Source organism: Brevibacillus sp. NL20B1, from assembly GCF_018195675.1.
Lineage (GTDB): Bacteria > Bacillota > Bacilli > Brevibacillales > Brevibacillaceae > Brevibacillus > Brevibacillus aydinogluensis.
In genome coordinates this window covers 74,077-94,776 of record NZ_JAGTPT010000018.1, presented here as the reverse complement: position 1 = coordinate 94,776, position 20,700 = coordinate 74,077, and the positions used below count along the sequence as shown (strand labels likewise).

Genomic DNA, 20,700 nt, shown 5'->3' with positions numbered 1-20,700 from the left:
AAGCTGGTAGTGGGTTTTGTATCATTATGTCTGCAGTCAAAAAAGCTTGCGTCCTTTTCGCAGCAGCTTTTCCTTGGGTTATCCTTTTGCCGGCTGCCAGTCCAGTATGTCGCGGACGACGACGCTGGCCAGAATCAGCCCCGCAACGGAAGGCACAAACGCGTTGCTTGCCGGGGGACGGCGCGCCTTGCTGATCGGCGAATTGGTATCGGCAATCTGGGTACGCACGTCTTCGCGGATCGTTACCGGAATTTCTTTGGAATACACCACTTTGACGCCTTTGTGGATGCCTTTTTTCCGCAGTTCGCGCCGGATCACCTTGGCGATCGGGTCGTAGCTGGTCTGGGAAATGTCAGCCACTTCGAACCGGGTCGGGTCCATCTTGTTCGCCGCCCCCATGCTGGAGACGATCGGAATGCCGCGCCGCTTCGCCTCCTGGATCACGTGAAGCTTGGCCGTCATGAGGTCCATCGCGTCAACGATGTAATCCAGCTTGTGGGCGAAAAGCTGATCGGCCGTCTCCTGGTTGTAAAACATGTTCAGTGTGACCACTTCGCACTCCGGATTGATCGCAGCGATGCGCTCCTTCATCAGCTCGGTCTTTGGCTGGCCGATGGTATGCAGGGTGGCGTGAATCTGCCGGTTGATGTTGGTGATGTCCACCACGTCCTTGTCCACCAGCACCAGCTTGCCGACGCCAGTGCGGGCCAATGCCTCCACCGTAAACGAACCGACGCCGCCGATGCCCAGCACGGCGACGGTGCTGTTTTTCATTTTTTCCAAGCCCTCGGGACCGAAGGCCAGCTCACAACGGGAAAATTGATGAAGCATGTTTCCGTCAACCTCTTCCTCTCACACGATCTGTACGACCCGGCTTCTCCCTCTTGCCCGCTGTAATGATCATTGGAAAAGTAGGAATCCCGGGCAAAAAAGGAGCCCCATAATGCCGTGCAGCTCCTGAAGTTTTGAACCTGCGCCTGGCAGGTGGGTGTCTCGCCCAACCGTTCCGGACGTCCACTCGATGGAGGCGTGTCCTCGCGGGTGGGACGGCAGACTCCCATGAATGTGTTTGTGGCTCAAAACTATTCGGAAGTCACGGGCATCGCAGGGCTATTCTTCAGTATAACCAATGTATCAGAGGCGAATGCGCCTGTGCAAGTACGCTTATTCCTGCTCGTCTTCTTCCTTGACCGTGGTGGTGATGTTCAGTTCGGCAAGCTGCAGCGGCGATACTTGTCCCGGTGCGTCCGTCATCAGGTCGCTGGCGCTTGCCGTTTTCGGGAAGGCGATGACTTCGCGCAGGTTGTTGCGGCCGGCCAGCAGCATGACCAGACGGTCCAGACCGAGGGCAATGCCGCCGTGCGGAGGCGTGCCGTATTCAAAGGCATCCAGCAGGAAGCCGAATTGCTTGCGCGCTTCCTCCTGCGAAAAACCGAGTGCCTTGAACATTTTTTCCTGCACGTCACGCTTGTAAATCCGCATCGAACCGCCGCCCAGCTCGTAGCCGTTGAGCACCATGTCATACGCCTGTGCCCTGATCTGTCCCGGGTCGGTTTCAAACAGATGCAGGTCTTCGTCTTTCGGACGCGTGAACGGATGGTGCAGGGCGACGTAGCGCTGCGCTTCTTCGTCCCATTCCAACAGCGGGAAGTCCACCACCCACAGGAAGGCAAACTTGCTGTGGTCGATCAGGCCAAGCTCTTCACCCAGTTTGGAACGCAGTGCGCCCAGCGCGTCTGCCACCACTTTCGGCTTGTCGGCCACAAACAGAAGCAGGTCGCCTTCTTCCGCTGCCAGCCGCTGTTTCAGCGCGTCAATTTCTTCCGCAGAGAAGAACTTGGCGATCGGCCCTTTCACCTCGCCGTCCTTGAAGCCCATCCAGGCCAACCCTTTCGCCCCGTAGCGGGCCGCGAATTTGCCCAGATCGTCCGCTTCCTTGCGGGAGTAGTGGCCGCATCCTTTGGCATTGATCGCTTTTACCTGGCCACCGGTAGCGACGGCACCGGCGAATACTTTGAAATTGCAGTTGGCCACGAGATCGGACACGTCCGTCAGCTCCATGCCGAAGCGGATGTCCGGCTTGTCGGAACCGTAGCGGGCCATCGCTTCCGCATAGGTAAGGCGCGGGAACGGCGTAGGAACGTCCACGCCAATCGTTTCCTTGAAAACGTGGGCGACCATCTGCTCCATCATCGGCAGCAGCTCTTCCATGGACAAGAACGACGTCTCGATGTCCACCTGGGTAAACTCGGGCTGACGGTCAGCGCGCAGGTCTTCATCGCGGAAGCAGCGGGCGATCTGGTAGTAGCGCTCCAGGCCGGAGATCATCAGCAGCTGCTTAAACAACTGCGGCGATTGCGGCAGCGCGTAAAATTCGCCCGGATGTACGCGGGACGGCACCAGGTAGTCGCGCGCCCCTTCCGGTGTGCTCTTGGTCAGGATCGGCGTCTCCACTTCAACGAAGCCGCGGCTGTCCAAAAAGTCGCGGAATGCCTTGGACGCCTTGCTGCGCAGCAGCAGAGCGCGCTGCATCTCCGGACGGCGCAGGTCCAGATAGCGGTACTTGAGTCGGACCTGCTCATCCACGTCGATCTCGTCTTCGATCACAAACGGCGGTGTCTTCGCATCATTGAGAACCTCGATTTCGGCGACGTGCACTTCCACTTCGCCGGTTTTCAGCTTCGGGTTGACCGCTTCCGGATCGCGCTTGACCACGGTTCCCTTTACGGCCAGCACGTATTCGCTGCGGACCTTGTCGGCGATTTCCCACGCTGTTTTGTTATATTCCGGGTTGAACACGATCTGCACGATGCCGGTCCGGTCGCGGAAGTCGATGAAAATCACTCCGCCCAGGTCGCGCCGTTTCTGCACCCAGCCATTCAGGACGACCTCCTGACCGATGTGTTCCTTGCTTACTTCTCCACAATGCACGGTACGGTATTGCCACGTCATCTTCGGTATTCCTCCACTCTTCATCTCTGCGAATTATACTGAACCATTTTGTTATGCGCGTGCCGCCAGTCGTTCGGCCAGCACGGCGGCGACCTGGTCGCGCTTTACTTCCTGCTGTTCGCCGGTCGCCATCTCCTTGAGGACGACCGTGCCGTTTGCCAGCTCCGCCTCGCCGATAATCGCCGTATAAGCGGCACCCAGCCGGTCGGCCTGCTTGAACTGCGCCTTCATTTTGCGATCCAGGTAGTCCAGATCGGCGGACACCCCGGCGCGGCGCAGCTCGTCGACGAGGATGAATGCCTCCTGCTTTGCATCAGGGGTCTGGATCGCCACGAAACAGTCAATCCCCCCACTCACAGGCAGCTGGACGCCCTGCTTTTCCAGCGCGAGCAGCAGCCGCTCAATGCTGAGCGCAAAGCCAATGCCCGGCATGTCTTCGCCGCCCAGTTCGGCCACAAGCCCGTTGTAACGGCCGCCGCCGCAGAGCGTTTCGACAGCGCCGATTTCCGCCATTTTGATCTCAAATGCCGTCAGGGTGTAGTAATCCAGTCCCCGCACCAGCCGCGGATTGACCGTGTACGGGATGTTGAGCGCGCTCAGATAGCCCTTGACCGCCTCAAAGTGGGCAGCGGACTCGTCGCTCAGGTAGTCGAGAATGGACGGTGCGTCCTTGGTCAGCGTCCGGCATTTTTCGTTTTTGCAGTCCAGCACGCGCAGCGGGTTGCGGTCAATGCGGGATTGACAGTCGGCGCACAGCTCGCTGCGGACGCCGTTCAGGTGGGCGAGCAGGTGCTCGCGGTGGCGGGCGCGGTCCTCAAGGGTGCCGACACTGTTCAGCTCCACGCTCAAGCCCGTCAGTCCCATCTCCTGGTAGAATCGCATCGCCAGCGCGATCACTTCCGCGTCAATCGCCGGATCGCTGGAGCCGATCGCCTCCACCCCAAACTGGACAAACTGGCGGTAGCGTCCGGCCTGGGGACGTTCATGGCGAAACATCGGGCCCAGGTAGTACACTTTCACCGGCTGGTTGGGCTGCCCGTACAGCTTGTGCTCGACATAGGCGCGCACCACGCCGGCCGTCCCTTCCGGCCTGAGTGTCAGCGCGTCGTCGCTTCGCGGATTGGAGACGCTGTACATCTCCTTTTCCACGATGTCCGTGGTTTCGCCCACGCCGCGTTGAAACAGCTCCGTGCTCTCAAACAACGGCGTGCGGATTTCCTGATAATTGTAGCGGCGGCTAAGGTCGCGGGCCCTGGCCTCGACGTACTGCCACAGCTCCACGGTACCGGGCATGATGTCCTGCGTACCGCGGGGAATTTGAATCCTTGTCATCTTGCCTGAAACCTCCATTGTCTGTTCCCGCAGGAACGTTGGTAAGCAAAATAAAAAATCTCCCGCCGCCCGACATGCCGTCCGGACATGTCAGGGACGAGAGATGGTTTTCCCGTGGTGCCACCCTGATTGGACTCCGACAGGGAGTCCCGCTTGTTGGCCGTTAACGCCGGCGTACGCCTGCCGGTTACTGGGATGGCGACCGAAATTGCGCCGTTTTTTCCGTTCACCGACGGTCCTCGGGGATGTCATTCGCCAGGCCGTTATAGAGAAACGCTCTCAGCCGCGGCGCTTCCTCTCTGGCTATCCGTCTCCTGGGTACTTGTTCCCGTCATCAGATCAGACAATTGATCTATCGTGAAAGCTTAATGAAAATCATAGCAAACCGCCAATCCGCCGTCAACAGGCGCTCGGTAAAACTTTTTCCACCGGCTACTCCGCCTGCTGCGCAGGTGCGGCTGCGGTCCCAAAGTAGACCTGATCGAGATCACGGAGCTTTTCTTCCGTCAGTTTCCGGTAGGTTTCGTTGTACGTCTTGGGGTCTTTGGGATTGGGCCAGCGCGTCAGCTTGCCGCTGCCGGGCGCCATCAGCTTGGACACGGCGCCGCAACCCAGCCCCAGGATAGTCTGAACTTCTTCCATGATCATGATATTGTAGATGCTCTCCCGGCCGTCAAGGGCGTAGCCGACATTTTCCAGGTTGCCGAGGATGTTTTTCTGCCGGTAGAGGTAGTACGGATGGTAGCCGTGGGCTTTCGTCCACTCCGACGCCAGCTCCATCATCCGGCTGATCTCCTCCCGGCTGGCTACCTTGTAGCGCTCTTTGTTTTGCGTCATCTCGGACGCCCGCTTGAACGAGAGGGTGTGCACCGTCAGCGAGGCGGGCATCAGTTTTTCCACTTCCCGCAGGCTGTGTTCCAGCTCAGCCAGTCCTTCGTTGGGCAGGCCGATGATCAGGTCCATGTTGATGTTGGTCAGCCCCATCTCCATGGCGAGATGGTACTTTTCAATTGTCTCCTCGACCGTGTGGTGGCGGCCAATTGCATGGAGCGTCTCCTGGGTAAACGACTGCGGGTTGATGCTGATCCGGTCCACGTTCCAGCGCTTCATCACCGCCAGCTTTTCCCGCGTGATCGTATCGGGCCGTCCCGCTTCCACGGTCAGCTCGCGCACATCAGCCATGTGCGGAAACGAGCGGTGCATCTTGTCGAACAGCTGATCCAGATCTTCGGCTGTAATGCTGGTCGGCGTGCCGCCTCCAAAGTACACGGAGGTAATCCGCATGTCATGCCGCTTCAGCCACTCGCCCAGCCGTTCCATCTCGTAATGCAATCCTTCCAGAAACGGATTGACGGAGGCGGTGTGGCTGCGGATGGCGTAGGCGGGAAAGGTGCAGTAGGCGCACTTGGTGGGACAAAACGGGATGCCGATGTAGACGGACAGCTCCCGGTCGATCCGGTACAAATCAGGCACCACCTGCAGCTGCCGGTCGACAATCTCCTGCAGCAGGCGGAGCTTGTATGGCCGGACCATGAAGTCCTGCCGCAGCCGGCGGTGTGCTTCTTCCTGACTGGCGCCGGAAGAGAGCAGATGATGCAGCAACTTGGTGGGGCGGATGCCGGTCAGGATGCCCCAGCCCTGCTCCATGCCGGTGAACTCCTCCAGCATGACCAGCAGGACGTAGCTGACCGCCTGCTTGGCGACTTTCCGCTTCCCTATCTCATCCAGGCCGGCAGTCTGTCTCTCAGCGCTGTGGACAAACCGGCGCCCTCCGGCCAACAGCTCGCCCTCCGCCGATACACTGCCGTCCCTTTCTGACAGAGCAATCCGGATGCGTACTCCCTCATCGCCGCTCCATTCGTCCACGTAGGCGATCTCCGGGTCTTCGTAAAACAAAGCGAGAATCAAGGCGATTTCCCGCTCGAATGCATGTCCTTCACATTTGACTTGTATCATCGGTTCCACCTGCTTTTCAGTATGCCACCCTTCATCTTATCCGACCTGAAAAGCCGGGTCAACCGAATCGGCCGGTGCAAAAACATCGCGTCATGAGTGCAGCTTTCGCCGCAAAGTCCGTACATCCCGCACGCTGATGTCGAATTCCCTCGACAATTCCACGTCGGTGAGCGCGGATTCTTTCTCCAGAAAATCGTGGAAATCGACAGAAAACAGACGCCGATTGGCTTCCTGGGCAAATGCTTCCTTGTTGGATTGTCTCACTTTGTTCTCCTCGCTTTCTCGATGTATGCTCCAATCCCTAGTATGGCCGCGTCCGGAGAAAAGCATAAGCGAGGCGGAGCCAGGTGTGCCGTTTTGAGCGCAACGATTCGCAATTGCAAAAGAAGTTTGTCGGATAATGCAGGAAAAAGCAGGGGAAAGGCCGAAGGTATAACTTGGCAAATCATGCATGCGATCGACTTTTACTATCATGGAAAGGATGTCTGACGTGTTTCAGCAACAAAAGATTCTGCGGACCATTATGGCGGCGGTCTGCATCGTATCGCTTCCCGTATCGGCCGCAAAGGCGGAGAGTTCCGTCCAGGTCAGCGTGGACAAGCTGAACGTTCGATCCGGGCCAAGCCTGCAGGATCAGGTGCTTACCACGCTGCCCGTCAACAGCGTCCTGCCGGTCCTTGCCGAGCAAGGCGAGTGGCTGAACGTCCGGCTTCCCGACGGCCGCACCGGCTGGGTGGCCGGCTGGCTGGTCAAACCGACAGCCCAAGCGAACACAGGACTGCTGGCGGAGAGCCAAACGACCAACCTCAACGTGCGTACTGGTCCCGGCCTGACGTATTCCGTCATTCAGACCATTAATCCGGGTACGCGCTATCCGATCGTGCAGCGCAGTGGGGATTGGCTGATGATTGAGCTGCCCTCACAGAAAAAAGGGTGGGTGGCCAGCTGGCTGGTCACTGAGCACCGCGCTGCCGATCAAGGGACGACGGCGCCCGGCGGCGTTAGCGGCGGACAAGCTAACGGCAGCACGCCGGCGACGTCTCCCGCCGGACAGACAAATCAGCAGGGGCGCGAGCTGATCCTGGACTACGCGCCGTACGTCTACCCCGTACCGGACTACGCGCAGCCAGCCATCGGACAGCTCCACAACGGCGAGATCATCACCGTTTTGACGGAACAAAACGGGTGGATCCAGTTTCCCTACAACGGCGTCAACGCCTGGATACCCAAACAGGGAACGGGCCAGACTCCGGCTCCAGCCGGCAGCGGCCAGCCAAATCCGAATCCGCCGCAGCCTGCTCCGAACGCCGGTGCGCCCAGCTCCGGCCAGCCGCAATCTCCCGCAAAGCGGACTGCCACGGTCCAGACAGACGGTCTCAACCTGCGCGGCCAGCCCAGCACGAACAGTCCCATCCTGGGAACGTTAAAGCTGGGGACCACGCTGACCATTCTGGAACAGCAGGGCGATTGGTACCGCGTCCAGACGCCGGACGGCAAAACCGGCTGGGTGGCCGGCTGGCTCATCAGCGTGCAGCAACCGGCCATGTCCGGTCCGCACGTCACCATATTAAATCCGGACACCAACATTCGCTCCGGTCCCGGCACCCAGTACGACATCATCAAACGGGTACAGACCGGGGAAAAATACGCGATCGTGAAAAAAGAAGGAGACTGGTTCCAAATCACCTTGAGCGACGGTTCGACAGGCTACGTCGCCGGATGGCTGGTGTCTCCGCAGGGCATGCCTCCCGTCATCAAGGGCAATGAACTGGTCGGCAAGGTGATCGTGGTCGACCCCGGCCACGGCGGCAACGACACGGGAGCGACCGGTTCCAGCTTTTCCACACAGGAAAAGACGGTCAACCTGCAGGTGGGGCTGCTGCTGAAAAACAAGCTGGAAGCAGCCGGCGCCAAGGTGATCATGACCCGCAGTGACGACCGCAAGCTCACGCTGCAGCAGCGCGTGGACATTGCCGTGCAGAACAATGCGGACATTTTCGTCAGCATTCACCACAACACCCATCCCAACTCGCAGACAAACGGCACGATCGTCTTTTATTACAACCAGGGCAATTCGAGCAAGCTCGCCTCGCTGGTGCAAAGCGAAATCGTCAAGGCGACCAACTACAAGGACCTGCAGTCCAGGTTCGGCAACTACTACGTCCTGCGGGAGAATCCGATTCCGTCCATTCTGGCAGAGATCGGTTTCCTCTCCAACTACAACGAAGAGATGCGGCTGCGTTCCGAAAAACAACAGGATTTGGCCGCCGAAGGGCTGTACAAAGGCATTCTGCAGTACTTCGCCTCCCAAAACGTTCAGGGAGGATAAGCGTAAGACCCCTTGTCCGTTTTCCATGGAGAAAACGGCAAGGGGGTTTTTCGTTCGTCCGCGATGCAAGGAAACCATTTCCTTGACATCCATTTCATGCAACCGTTATGCTGAAGACATACTCATCAGTATGGAATGAATACATGGTCGGAGAGATACGATGACGACACGCGAACGAATCATGGAAGCGGCCCGACGGTTGGCCGCCCGCCACCCTTTTGACAGAATCAGTTTCGCCGATGTGGCGAAAGCGGCCGGCGTCCACTGGACAGCGGTGAGACGCCACTTCGGCAGCAAGCAGGAGATGAGAGCCTGGCTGGCCCAACAGCAGGAAGACAACGTGCCGTCACTGGCCGATACGCGGACGCGCATTTTGGATGCTGCCGCCCGCGTATTCGCCCGACTGGGGTATGCCGGAGCATCGTTGGAACAGGTGGCCGCCGACGCCGGGATGACAAAGGGAGCCGTCTACTGGCACTTTTCTAGCAAAAGCGATCTGTTCGCCGCCTTGTGCGAGAAAAACCTCACGCAGCAGCTCAAGATGCTTACCCAACAGGCGGGTTCCGCCCTCAATTCGGCTGTTCCCGCACAGGGGCTCGCCCGTTTGCTGCAGTCGCAATTTGCCTGCGTGGAAGAGGGTCAGGGCAATCCGATGCTGTTTTTCGAATTTGTCACCGCCAGCCGTGATCCGGCGGTCGGCGAAGTTCTGCGGGACGCGTACGGAAAAATCATCGACGGCGTCAGCGGCGTCCTCGCGCAGCTGCAGGAAAGCGGCGTCGTTAAACGCGATGTCGCCCCGGACTCCTTGGCAGTTCTGTTCCAGGCGTTAATCAACGGCCTGATCTTGGGCTGGCTGATTGACCCGGACCGCATCCGCTTTGAGCAGGTGGTGCCCGAGCTGTCGAGAGTCCTCTGGGAAGGCCTGCAGCCCTCGGTGGACGACGCCACTGCACCCGTTTGAAAGGCAAACGGGTTTTTTTCAGCAACCACATACTTATTGGTACGTTATTCTCATACGTTTACGTATGTAAAACGAATAGAAAGGGATGATGGAGATGATGGAGATCTATGCGATCGCGGGGGCGACAGCAGTCATGGTGGCGCTTCATGCGCACAACCACCGGAAGGTACGCCGCGCCCAAATGGCCTTTCCTCCTCGCGGATCATTCGTCACGGTGGAAGGACTGCGCCTGCACTACGTCTGTCAGGGGGCGGGACAACCGGTCGTGCTGCTGCACGGCGGAATGCTCTCCGCCTGCGATTACGCCGGGGTATTGGAATTGGCCGCAGAAGCAGGCTTCCGGGCCATCGCGTTTGACCGGCCAGGCTACGGCTACAGCGAGCGGCCCCGGCGGGACATGTCGACGCCGGCAGTTCAGGCCCGCCTGCTGCGGGAGGCGCTTTCCGTCCTTCAGGTGAAATCCCCCATTCTGGTGGCCCATTCGTGGAGCGGGTCGCTCGCGCTTTCCTATGCTTTGACCTATCCCGACGAGATCGCCGGTCTCGTACTCCTGGCACCGGGGGCCTACGCGGGTGACGCCTATCCGGCCGGAACGGCGGACCTTTTGATTGGCCGACTGCTGCGCGTTCCCTGGCTGGGCGAATTGCTGGCCAACACCGTGCTTCCGCCGTTGGCACGGCTGCTCACCAAACCGATGGTCACGGCGACATTTTCTCCTGACCCAGTGCCGCCGGGCTACCTGGAACAGGCCCGAGCCTTGTGGTCGAGACCGGGTCAGTTGAGGGCCAACCGCGAAGACATTTTGGCCTACGTCCGTACGGTCCCGCAGTGGGAGCCGCAATACGCCGAGATTTGCACGCCGGTCGTGATCGTCGTCGGCGATGCAGATCCGTTCCACCCCGAGCTGCAAGCCGGCCGCCTGCATCGGGAGATCGGCCACTCCCGGTTGGTGGTGCTCCCCGGCACCGGCCACATGATCCCGGATGTGCGTCCGGATGCCGTGGTGGAAGCTGTGCACATGGTATTGAAACACAAACAGCCGAGCTAGGCTCGGCTTCGTTTTCTCAGACCGGCCGCCTGTCCCACGGCTCCACCTGGCCGACGACCGTGAACGGCCGGTCGTCCTGGATCGCCGCACAGACGCCAACGGTGATCTCCTCGTTGGTCAGCCAGCGGGAATCGTCTCCCTGCAGCCGAAACCCGAGCAGAATCCGCCGGTACAAACAGTTGGGCACGTCGGCGACGCGGGGCGGTTCCTTGTAGGCACGGCTGCCGCAGACGTGAAACAGCCGCCATGTCCTGCGTTGCGCCGACAGTTCCTGCTGAACCGCCGGGAGCGCGTGGGGAGCGGTCGAGTGAATCCAGGCTACCACCAGATCGATTCCGCCCCGCTCGCGAACCAATGACGCGACCACTTCCCGAAACCGGTCCGTCTGGTGATAATCGACCGGCAGCAGGGAGAACCCCTCCGGCCTGCCGGATCGCTCCACCAGGGCCTGCAGCTTCTTCCGGTCTCGCCCAATCACGGCCACATGGTATCCCGCTTCCTGCAGCCACAGCGAGACCCCGGCCAGCATGCCGCTTCCGCCGATTACCAACGCTTCACGTCCCATCGCCATCCCCCTCTCCGATTCCCGTACGCTTCGCGATTAACCCGGACCTTCCGCCGTGGAAGTCACGATTCCACGATCAGCGTGACGGGGCCGTCGTTGACCAGCCGCACTTCCATCATCGCACCAAACCGGCCTGTCTCCACATGCAGCCCTTTTTCCCGCAGCTTGTCGTTGAACAGTTCGTACAGCGGTTCCGCCTGTTCGGGGCGGGCCGCCGCCATGAAGTTGGGCCGCCTGCCCTTGCGGCAATCTCCATAGAGGGTAAACTGGGAGACGGACAAAATCTGTCCCTTTTGCTCCAGTACAGAGTGGTTCATTTTTCCCTCGCTGTCTTCAAAAATGCGCAGGTGGGCGATTTTTTCGGCGACAAACTCCACGTCCTGTTCGGTATCCTCATGGGTAATGCCGACCAGGAGCACAAGCCCGTGCTCAATCTGTCCGACGATCTCTCCCCCTACTGTAACGCTTGCTTCCTTGGAGCGCTGTACCACTACGCGCATGCATGATTCTCCCTTCTCTCTCAAATGAAGAGCACCCAATCTCTCGCGATCAGGTGCTTAAAATCCGCCGCACGGAATAAATGTCTTTGATGCTTTTGATTCGCTCCACCACTTTTTGCAGGTGGGCCACATTGCTTATCGTAATCGTCATGTGGATGGTAGCGAGACGGTTTTTGTCCGCTTTGCCGCTGACTGCGGCGATGTTGGTCTTGGTCTCCGCCACGACCTGCAGCACATCATTGAGCAGGCCGCTGCGATCCTGACCGGTGATTTCGATGTCCACGTTGTAGTTGTGCTTGGCGTCGGCATCCCACTCCACGTCGATCAGCCGCTCCAGGCACTCTTCCGTCAATACGTTGGGACAGTCACGCCGGTGAACCGATACGCCCCGGCCGCGAGTGACGAAGCCGATGATCTGATCGCCCGGAATGGGCGTGCAACATCGCGATATCCGCACCAGCAGGTTGTCTACGCCGCGCACTTTTACGCCCGATTCGCTGCGTGCGATCTGCGGGGACGGACTCGGTTTGTACTCCGGTGCGGGCGGGTTCTGTTCCTCCCGCTCCCGCCGCACCTTGTCGATCAGCCGGGTGACGATCTGTGCGGCGGTGATGCCGCCGTAGCCGACCGCAGCGAACATGTCCTCGTGCCCCTGGAAGTTGAAGCGTGCCGCCGCCTCTTTCAGGTTGGCTTCGGTCATCACCTCTTTTACGTCGTAACCGCGTGCCTTGATCTCCGCCTCCACCATCTGCTGCCCTTTGGCGACGTTTTCTTCCCGCTTCTCCTTTTTAAACCACTGCTTGATCTTGTTGCGAGCGTGGGCTGACTTGGCAATTTTCAGCCAATCCTGGCTGGGGCCGTAGGAATGCTTGGAGGTGAGAATTTCGACGATGTCACCCGTTTTCAGCGCGTAGTCCAACGGGACGATCTTGCCGTTGACCTTGGCGCCGATAGTGCGGTTGCCGACCGCCGAGTGAATCCGGTAGGCAAAGTCCAGCGGCACGGACCCTTTGGGCAGTTCCACTACGTCTCCTTTTGGTGTAAAGACGAACACCGTGTCGGAGAACAAGTCCTGCTTCAGCGACTCCATGAATTCCTGAGCGTTGGGCGCCTCCTCGGACCCCCCCTGGATGATCTCGCGCAGATTGCCCAGCTTTTCGGCAAACGAGCCCTGCACGATGCTTTTGCCTTCCTTGTAAGCCCAGTGGGCGGCGATCCCGATCTCCGCCGTCCGGTGCATCTCCCAGGTGCGGATCTGCACTTCCAGCGGTTCCCCTTTTGGCCCAATCACAGTGGTGTGCAGGGATTGGTACATGTTGGCCTTGGGCATCGCGATATAGTCCTTGAAGCGGCCCGGCATCGGCTTCCACAGCGTGTGAACGATGCCCAGCACCGCGTAGCAGTCGCGGATGTCGTTGACGATGATACGCAGCGCAAGCAGGTCGTAAATCTCGTTAAACTGCTTGTTTTTCTTGGTCATCTTCTTGTAGATGCTGTAAATGTGCTTCGGCCGGCCGGAAATCTCCGCCTCGATGTTCAGCTCTTTCAGCTTCTCCTTGATCATCTCGGCGGCCTCGTTGATGTACGCCTCCCGCTCGGCCCGCTTTTTCTGCATCAGGTTGACGATGCGGTAATACTGCTGCGGATTCAGGTAGCGCAGGGCCGTATCCTCCAGCTCCCACTTGACCGAAGCAATCCCCAGCCGGTGAGCCAGCGGTGCAAAGATTTCCAGTGTTTCGTCGGAAATTTCCCGCTGTTTTTCCTCGGACATGTGGCGCAGCGTCCGCATGTTGTGCAGGCGGTCGGCCAGCTTGATCATGATGACCCGGATGTCCTGGGCCATTGCGACCAGCATCTTGCGGTGGTTTTCCGCCAACTGTTCCTCTTTGGACTTGTATTTGATTTTCTCCAACTTGGTCACGCCGTCGACCAACAGCGCTACTTCCGAACCGAACTCTTCACGAATGCGATCCAGCGTAACGTCGGTATCTTCCACGACGTCATGCAAAAAGCCGGCGGCGATCGTCACTGCGTCCATGTGCAGGTTGGCGAGAATCCCCGCGACGGCTATCGGATGCATGATGTACGGGACACCCGATTTGCGCACCTGACCTTCATGCGCTTTCTCCGCCAGGCGGTAGGCGCGCGTAATCAGATCCATATCGGTTTGGGACAAATAGCTGCTTGCTTTATTCAGTACTTCTTCCACGCCGGTGCTCATAGTTCCCTTCCCTTATCCTCTCATACAGAAACTTCCCACGAAGCCGGTTCACCTGTTCCATCTCGTTGTAAGGGTGGAATTAATACAACATGTCTATTTCATACTATTATCTTGTATGTCGTTTGCCTTGTAAAGTGATTTCCCCGCAAAGTATGAAGGAACCGTGAAAAGGGTCACAATTGGACAGCACAGCTGTTGCGCCCTTGTCGCCAAGAAAAAAGCTCTCCGTCCGCTGCGAGGGACAGAGAGCCACGCTTGCTAGTATTGAACCAGTGACTTGACAGGGATGTCGCCCAGTTTTTGGCGTCCGTCCAGATAGGTCAGCTCGATGAAGAAGGCAGCGCCGACAACTTTGCCGCCCAACTGTTCAACCAGGTTGATCGTGGTAGTAATCGTTCCGCCGGTTGCCAGCAGGTCGTCTGCAATCAGCACGCGCTGCCCGGGCTGAATGGCATCGACGTGTACAGCCAGCGCGTCCTTGCCGTACTCCAGGCTGTAGTCCGCCTTGATCGACTTGTACGGCAGCTTGCCGGATTTGCGAATCGGCACAAAGCCCAGGCCCAGCGTATAGGCGAGCGGAGCGCCCACGACAAAACCGCGCGCTTCCGGTCCGGCAATCACGTCTGCCTGCAATTCGCGGGCAAATTGGGCCAATTCGTCAATCGCCGCCTTGTAGGCAGCCCCGTCTTTCAGCAGGGTGGTAATATCCTTGAAGCGGATGCCCGGCTGCGGGAAATCAGGAATCACGCGAATGTATGATCTAAAGTCCATGAAACAATTCCTCCTACCAGGTGACAGTCTCCACCTGTTGTTGAAAATGGTGAATCAAAGAGTCATATGAGGAAAGCAGGAGTTCTGTCGCCAGTTCCGCCTCTTCCTTCCACTCCGCATAGTAGCGGGAGTCATCCAGCGGCCGTTTCGCCGCATCCGGCTGCAGGCGGAAGCTCTCTTCGTCCGAGCGGATAAACTCCAGCTCCGCAAACACGGCCAGCATGCCGTCCAAGACATCCCGCTTCAGCTTCAACCGACGGGCCAGGGCGTCCAGATGTATCCGCTGGACGCAGGGGACCTGTAGCAAAAACTGGTACAGCGCCTTGAACTGCTCACGTCCCGGACAGGACAGCCGCTCCGCCCCCAGATCGGGATCGCCGAACAGACAGTAGATCCGCTCCGCCTGTTCGAGGCGGGCCAGCACTCTGGTCAGATCGTATCGCCGCTTCGGCAGATCGTAGAGCACGACTGTCGGCACGGCCGGCAGATGACCGTCCCACGCCTCATCTGCGACAACGAGGAGCCTTTCCGGCTGCCCCGCCGCGGCCAATCCAGCGGCCAGCTCATCGTAGCTTTCCCGCCGGAACAGAATGGTCAGCATCTCATGCCGGGCGGCCAACTGCCGCCACCGTTCCTGTTTGTCGCGGCACCCCCTCCAGTCAAAAACCTGTCTGTGCGGCACGGCGAGATCGCGAATCGTCAGCTGCGGCTTGCGATGGCCGTTCCACTCGTTGACAGACAGCTCCGCCAATACGTCAAACCGCGCTTTTGGCGTCACTTCGCTGACGACATGGGCCCAGTTGAAGCCAATGGCATCCACGCTGCCGCCATCCTTGCAGAGCGAGCATTTCAAATGGCTGTCGTCTCGGCCGATCGTGCGCATGCCGGACGTCTCCACATCCCGCACCAGCACCAGCGGCGTGGGGTTGCCCATCCCAAACGGCGCCAGCTGTTCCAACTGCTCCGCCGTGTCGAGACTGATTTCCGCGAGGTCCAAGGTGACATCCGCCTTGGTCAGCGGCACGAAGTCTTCGTCCGTCAACCACTCGGCGGCCAGCCGGTTAAGCTGTTGGCGCAGCGGTTCGAGATTCTCGATCGGCAGTGTCATGCCAGCCGCCATTGTGTGACCGCCGTAGTGGGGCAGCCACTCTTTGCACGCCGTCAGCGCTTCGTACATGTCGAAACCGGCAATGCTGCGGGCGGAACCTTTGGCCGTTCCTTTTTCCCGATCAATTCCAAGCACGATTGTCGGCCGGTAAAACATCTCCACCAGCCGGGAAGCGACGATGCCGACCACCCCGACGTTCCAGCCTTCCTTGGCGAGAACGAGCACGCGATTTTCCTCCAGGGGAAACTGCTCGCTCACCATCTGCACGGCCTCGTCGGTGATGGCCTGCACCAGTTCCTGCCGCTCACGGTTAAGGTTATCCAGAATCCGGGCACATTGCTCTGCTTCCTCAGGGTCCTGCGTCGTCAACAATTTCACGGCCGCTTCGGCCGTCTCCAGCCGCCCGCCTGCGTTGAGACGAGGTCCGAGGGCAAAGCCGACGTGGCCCGCGGTCAATTCGCTGTCCGTCAGGCCGCAAACGCGAATCAACGCCTGCAGTCCGATGTTGCGTGTATGATTGAGCCGCTGCAGCCCGATACGGGCGAGAACCCGATTTTCATCCACCAACGGGACGAGGTCGGCGATCGTGCCCAGCGCGGCGAGATCAGCCAGATGCAGCGGCGGCTCTCCCAGCAGTGCATGGGCCAGCTTGAACGCCACCCCAACGCCGGCCAGCATGTCAAACGGATACGGGCAGCCCGGCTTTTTCGGGTTGATCACGGCAAATGCCTCCGGTAACACTGCCGGAGGTTCGTGGTGATCCGTCACGATAACATCCAGACCCAGTTGGTTGGCAAATGCCACCTGCTCCACCGCGCTGATGCCGGTGTCAACGGTGACAATCAACTTGTAACCGCTTTCCTTGAGGTGGGCCAGTGCGTCTTTATGTAAACCGTACCCTTCCGTAAAGCGGTTGGGAATGTAGCAGTCAAACACTGCGCCCAATTGGCGCATGACATGAACCATCAACGACGTGGAACTGACACCGTCTGCGTCGTAGTCGCCGTAAATGCAAATCGGTTCGTTCCGCTCAATTGCCTGGCGAATCCGGTGCACGCTCTCTTCCATCCCGTCAAGCAGAAACGGGGGGTGAAACAACTCCGGCCCTGGCTCGAGAAAGGCACGCGCCCGCTGCGGCGAATCGATACCACGGATGACCAGGAGCCTGGCGATCAGCGGAGACAATCCGCATTCCCGGGCAATTTCGTCCGCCAATATCTCGTCATACGCGGCCAGTTGCCAGCGTGTTTTCGCTTTGAGCATAGGCCTTTCCTCCAATCCTCATTCATTATAGAGGAAAGGACGGGAGACTGACAACTGGCGAACACTTACGCCTGATCGTCCGGTGGCGGCTGATCATTCACCGGTGTTTCCTCGGGGCGGGGATCGTACGGGTTGACGTGCACAAACACGTCGCGTACGGCAGAGAATTGATCCATCAGTTCCCGCTTGACCTGTTTGGCGATCCGGTGGCCCGCTTCCACGGTGATGTGGGGATCGACGCCGATCTTTACGTCGACAATCTGGTAGTGGCCGTGTTCACGCGCGCGAAACGAATCAATCCGCTTCACGCCGGGCACTGCCTCGATGACTCGGCGCAGCTCTACCGTCTCCTCTTCGTGAAGCACGTGATCGAGCGTGCTGTGAATCGATTCCATCAAAATGCGGTAGGCCATCTTCAACACCAGCGCAGAGACGAAAATGCCGGCGATCGGGTCCAGGTACAAAAGCCAGGAGATCTCAAAGCGGCCGCCGAGGATTGCACCGCCAATCCCGATCAACGCGGCGAACGAGGAATAGACGTCGGAACGGTGTTCCCAGGCGTTGGCGATCAGCGACGCGCTGTTCAGCTTTTTGCCCAGATTATACTTGTAGCGAAACATCCACTCCTTGACAATCATCGAGCCGACAGCCGCCCAGGCGGCCGCCATGCCCGGCGGTTCCAACGGAGCGAACAGTGATTTGACCGACGCTGAGCCGATTTCTACGCCGACCAGCGCCAACAGAACGGAGACGATGATCGCCGCCACGGATTCCGCCTTTCCATGTCCGTACGGGTGATCTTCGTCGGGCGGACGCTCCGCGGCCCTTAGTCCAATCAGGACAGCCACCGACCCGACCACATCGGAGGCGGAATGGACTGCATCGGCAATCAGCGCCTGCGATTTGGCCAGCCAGCCGATCAGCAGCTTGACTGCGGCCAGCGCCAGGTTGCCAACAATTCCCACCCAAGCGCCAAACTGCGCCTTGGCCAAACGGTTATCCACAGCCATCGCCCCTTTCGCGGGAAGTATGGTGGAGAGAAAAAAACCGCGGGGAAGCTCCCCCGCGGTTTCGTCACTCAGCCCTCATTCGGAGCCGGAGAAAAACGCTTCTTTTTCATTTCCCGTTCTTTCAGGGCCACCCATACCTGAGCGGCAATGAAGATGGACGAATACGTCCCGCTCACCAGACCAAAAATCAGGGCCAGCGAGAAGTTGCGGATGCTTTCACTGCCCAGAGCGGCAAGCGCCAGGGCGGTGAAGAACACCGTCGCCACCGTAAAGATGGAGCGGCGCATCGTCTGCCACAGGGAGACGTTGACCAGGTGCTCCAGGTCTTCCACGGTTTTGGACTTCATCGTTCTTAGGTTTTCCCGAATCCGGTCAAAAATTACGATCGTGTCGTTGATTGAATAACCAACAATTGTCAAAATCGCCGCAATGAACGTCAAATCAACTTCCAGCCGGAACACGGAGAACAGCGCGATCGGAACCAGCACGTCGTGGATCAGACCGATGATGCAGGCGATGCCAAACAGCAGTTGGAAACGGATCGCGATGTATACGATGATCCCGACGCCGGCAATCGACACGGCAATCGCCGCCTTTCGCACCAGTTCACGGGCGATGCTCGGATCAACCGTCGCTTCCTGCTTGGTTACCTGCGGCCCGTACTTTTCCTTCAGCGCCTTTTCCAACGATTTCAGCTTTTCGGCGTCCACTGTCTGGTCAAAACGGGTCTGTGCCTGATGATCGCCATAGGGCGTCACAGGGGTGAAGACGGTATCCGGCACGTGCTGCTTGATCAGCTGTTCCACGTCGGATGGATTAAACTCCTTCCCAATGTAGATGTCGAGTCGGGTCCCCGCTTTGAAGTCGACACCCAGGTTCAAGCCCATAAACAGTGTGACGAGCAGGCCCAGGACGAGAATGATACCGGAAAAGAGGAAAAATTTCCGCCGGTTTTTGACGATGTCAAACTTGACAATATCTTCGTGTCGTTTAGAGCTCACCGATCTCACTCTCCTTTACCCCGAACCAGAACGGCTTCTTGATCATGTTGGAACGAACGAGCAGCCACAGCAGGAAGCGGGAACCAAACACGTTGGTGATGACGCTGACGATCAGCGTCATGGCCAGCACGATCGCAAACCCTTGGATGGAGCTTGTCCCGAAGTAGAACAGCACCGCTGTCGCGATCAGCGTGGTCACGTGCGCGTCGATGATCGTGATCAACGAACGGCGTTCCCCCGCACGGAATGCAGACAGGATCGTCTTTCCGGAGCGAATTTCTTCCTGAATGCGTTCGTAGGTAATAATGTTGGCGTCTACCGCCATCCCGACGGAGAGGATGAAACCGGCGATCCCCGGCAGGGTGAGCGTCGCGTCCATCCAGTCAAGCACGACGAGACAGAAGTAGGTAAACGCGACAAGTGTGATGTTGGCGATCAGACCGGGCAATCGGTACACCACCAGCATGAACACGATGATCAGCGCGGCACCCACGTAGCCGGCGTAAATCGTTTTTTGCAGCGCCAGCGTACCGAGCGACGCCCCGACCGATGTCACCTGCTTCTCGATCAGTTTTGCCGGCAGGGCACCCGAGTTGAGAATGTCAGCCAGTTCCTGCGCCGACTCCTGGGTGAAGTTGCCGGAAATCTGGGCGTTTCCGCCGGTAATCACGTTTTGAATGACCGGATTGGTCAGCATGTTGTCGTCCAGGTAAATGGCCATCGGTTTGCCCAGATTGGCCCGGGTAATGTCTTCCAGCTTTTTCGGGTCGGAAATTTTCAACGTCACGACGGGACGTTTCAGATCGTCGTATCCGACGCCCGCACCGCCCGAGGCGAGGTCGCTTCCGCGCAGCAGAACGTTGCCGTTTTCGTCGCGGAACTCCAGCACCGCCGGTTTGCCGATCAACTCGCGCAGTTCGTCCTGATTGGCCTTTTCCGACGCAATCTTGACGCGGATGCGGTTGGGCAACTCGGTCTCAATCACGGGTTCCGTCACTCCCCCGATGTTGACCCGCTTTTCGACCATGCCCGCGGTCGCTTTCAACAATTCCATATCCACTTGTTGGTTTGGCTCCAGCGGCTCTACGACGTAGAGAATCTCAAAGCCGCCCTGCAGGTCCAAACCAAGCCGGATGTTGCCTGCCACCTGCTGGGTCGTCGTGGTGATGAGCGTGGCCAACATGCCCACAACGACCAAAAACAGGAGGAATCTTCCCCATTTGATCATGTAGTAATACCCCTCTTTCCTTCCAGGGTTCGGTCAGAAGACGCAAACCAATATGCCCATTATAGCGAAGTGGAAAAAAACGTGTCAATTTTTGCTGGAAAGTAACACCATGGCAACCATCCCCTTTTCTTCGCATCAGCCAACTGTTACGAATGGCAAGGGGAAAAGTTTCACTGGGATTGCTTGTACATTTGCAGCATCAACCAGTTCATGTACTTGGTCGGTTTCAGCGACAGGATGTCGTTGACCAGGCGATGCAGGGGCGGAATGTCCTTGTATGCAGCTGTGACGCACTCCCAGACGTCCTCCGCCGTGACGTTTTCGTAGCCGAGCAGGGCGAATTCCTCTGCCTTGCTTTCGCACAGGCCGGCCACCTGTGCGTACCATTCCCGTTTGCGCTGCTCGTCCATCTGCTCTCCCCCTCAAAGTAGTCATGCCGCAAGCGGCACGTCCAT

General features: G+C 58.7%; 17 protein-coding genes, 1 other RNA gene and 1 other annotated feature. Of the genes, 3 read left to right on the top strand and 15 right to left on the bottom strand.

Going from position 1 to position 20,700, the window contains the following annotated elements:
• Nucleotides 1-78: 78 nt before the first annotated feature.
• The 6 genes from KDN35_RS13480 to KDN35_RS13455 all read right to left on the bottom strand — a co-directional run bounded on the left by KDN35_RS13480 (nt 79) and on the right by KDN35_RS13455 (nt 6,714).
• Nucleotides 79-831 carry a tRNA threonylcarbamoyladenosine dehydratase gene (locus KDN35_RS13480; RefSeq protein ID WP_171565426.1) on the bottom strand — a complete coding sequence of 251 codons (753 nt, stop codon included), beginning with the start codon at nt 829-831 and terminating at the stop codon, nt 79-81.
• A gap of 100 nt (nt 832-931) precedes the next feature.
• Nucleotides 932-1,114: non-coding RNA, 6S RNA (gene ssrS, locus KDN35_RS13475), on the bottom strand.
• Between the two features lie 50 nt (nt 1,115-1,164).
• Nucleotides 1,165-2,952 (bottom strand): aspartate--tRNA ligase, encoded by a 1,788-nt coding sequence (aspS, locus tag KDN35_RS13470; RefSeq protein WP_212132935.1) that lies wholly within the window; start codon nt 2,950-2,952, stop codon nt 1,165-1,167.
• A 51-nt stretch (nt 2,953-3,003) separates the two neighbouring features.
• The gene (gene hisS / locus KDN35_RS13465; protein WP_212132934.1) at nt 3,004-4,284 is read right to left on the bottom strand and encodes a histidine--tRNA ligase; all 1,281 of its coding nucleotides are present in this window, start codon (nt 4,282-4,284) and stop codon (nt 3,004-3,006) included.
• Nucleotides 4,285-4,373: 89 nt separating this feature from the next.
• Nucleotides 4,374-4,628: a binding site (T-box leader), on the bottom strand.
• Nucleotides 4,629-4,716: 88 nt separating this feature from the next.
• Nucleotides 4,717-6,240, bottom strand: coding sequence for a coproporphyrinogen III oxidase (locus KDN35_RS13460; protein ID WP_171565429.1), 1,524 nt, complete (start codon nt 6,238-6,240; stop codon nt 4,717-4,719).
• Nucleotides 6,241-6,330: 90 nt separating this feature from the next.
• Entirely contained in the window at nt 6,331-6,714 is a 384-nt protein-coding gene (locus tag KDN35_RS13455; protein WP_212132936.1) for a hypothetical protein, read from the bottom strand.
• Between the two features lie 7 nt (nt 6,715-6,721).
• On the opposite strand from KDN35_RS13455, the gene KDN35_RS13450 reads away from it, so the two are divergent.
• From KDN35_RS13450 to KDN35_RS13440, 3 genes are all read left to right on the top strand, one after another.
• Nucleotides 6,722-8,569 carry an N-acetylmuramoyl-L-alanine amidase family protein gene (locus tag KDN35_RS13450; RefSeq protein ID WP_230076727.1) on the top strand — a complete coding sequence of 616 codons (1,848 nt, stop codon included), beginning with the start codon at nt 6,722-6,724 and terminating at the stop codon, nt 8,567-8,569.
• A gap of 160 nt (nt 8,570-8,729) precedes the next feature.
• Nucleotides 8,730-9,530, top strand: coding sequence for a TetR/AcrR family transcriptional regulator (locus tag KDN35_RS13445; RefSeq protein ID WP_212132932.1), 801 nt, complete (start codon nt 8,730-8,732; stop codon nt 9,528-9,530).
• Nucleotides 9,531-9,624: 94 nt separating this feature from the next.
• Entirely contained in the window at nt 9,625-10,578 is a 954-nt protein-coding gene (locus KDN35_RS13440; RefSeq protein WP_212132931.1) for an alpha/beta fold hydrolase, read from the top strand.
• A gap of 16 nt (nt 10,579-10,594) precedes the next feature.
• Here KDN35_RS13440 and KDN35_RS13435 read toward each other — a convergent pair whose 3' ends face one another.
• The 9 genes from KDN35_RS13435 to KDN35_RS13395 all read right to left on the bottom strand — a co-directional run bounded on the left by KDN35_RS13435 (nt 10,595) and on the right by KDN35_RS13395 (nt 20,655).
• Nucleotides 10,595-11,143, bottom strand: coding sequence for a short-chain dehydrogenase (locus KDN35_RS13435; RefSeq protein ID WP_212132930.1), 549 nt, complete (start codon nt 11,141-11,143; stop codon nt 10,595-10,597).
• A gap of 62 nt (nt 11,144-11,205) precedes the next feature.
• Nucleotides 11,206-11,643 carry a D-aminoacyl-tRNA deacylase gene (gene dtd / locus KDN35_RS13430; RefSeq protein ID WP_171565434.1) on the bottom strand — a complete coding sequence of 146 codons (438 nt, stop codon included), beginning with the start codon at nt 11,641-11,643 and terminating at the stop codon, nt 11,206-11,208.
• 49 nt (nt 11,644-11,692) lie between these two features.
• Nucleotides 11,693-13,864, bottom strand: coding sequence for a RelA/SpoT family protein (locus KDN35_RS13425; RefSeq protein WP_171565435.1), 2,172 nt, complete (start codon nt 13,862-13,864; stop codon nt 11,693-11,695).
• 258 nt (nt 13,865-14,122) lie between these two features.
• Entirely contained in the window at nt 14,123-14,635 is a 513-nt protein-coding gene (locus tag KDN35_RS13420) for an adenine phosphoribosyltransferase (RefSeq protein WP_171565436.1), read from the bottom strand.
• A 13-nt stretch (nt 14,636-14,648) separates the two neighbouring features.
• Nucleotides 14,649-17,006, bottom strand: coding sequence for a single-stranded-DNA-specific exonuclease RecJ (recJ, locus tag KDN35_RS13415; RefSeq protein ID WP_171565437.1), 2,358 nt, complete (start codon nt 17,004-17,006; stop codon nt 14,649-14,651).
• A gap of 65 nt (nt 17,007-17,071) precedes the next feature.
• Nucleotides 17,072-18,016: a cation diffusion facilitator family transporter gene (locus KDN35_RS13410; RefSeq protein ID WP_212132929.1), complete on the bottom strand. Its 945-nt coding sequence runs from the start codon at nt 18,014-18,016 to the stop codon at nt 17,072-17,074.
• A gap of 68 nt (nt 18,017-18,084) precedes the next feature.
• The gene (gene secF / locus KDN35_RS13405) at nt 18,085-19,017 is read right to left on the bottom strand and encodes a protein translocase subunit SecF (protein WP_171565439.1); all 933 of its coding nucleotides are present in this window, start codon (nt 19,015-19,017) and stop codon (nt 18,085-18,087) included.
• Complete coding sequence (gene secD, locus KDN35_RS13400; RefSeq protein WP_212132928.1) at nt 19,007-20,245, bottom strand: protein translocase subunit SecD; 1,239 nt, start codon at nt 20,243-20,245, stop codon at nt 19,007-19,009. The genes secF and secD overlap by 11 nt, the downstream gene beginning before the upstream one ends.
• Before the next feature lie 170 nt (nt 20,246-20,415).
• Nucleotides 20,416-20,655 (bottom strand): post-transcriptional regulator, encoded by a 240-nt coding sequence (locus KDN35_RS13395; RefSeq protein WP_171565441.1) that lies wholly within the window; start codon nt 20,653-20,655, stop codon nt 20,416-20,418.
• Between the last annotated feature and the right edge of the window lie 45 nt (nt 20,656-20,700).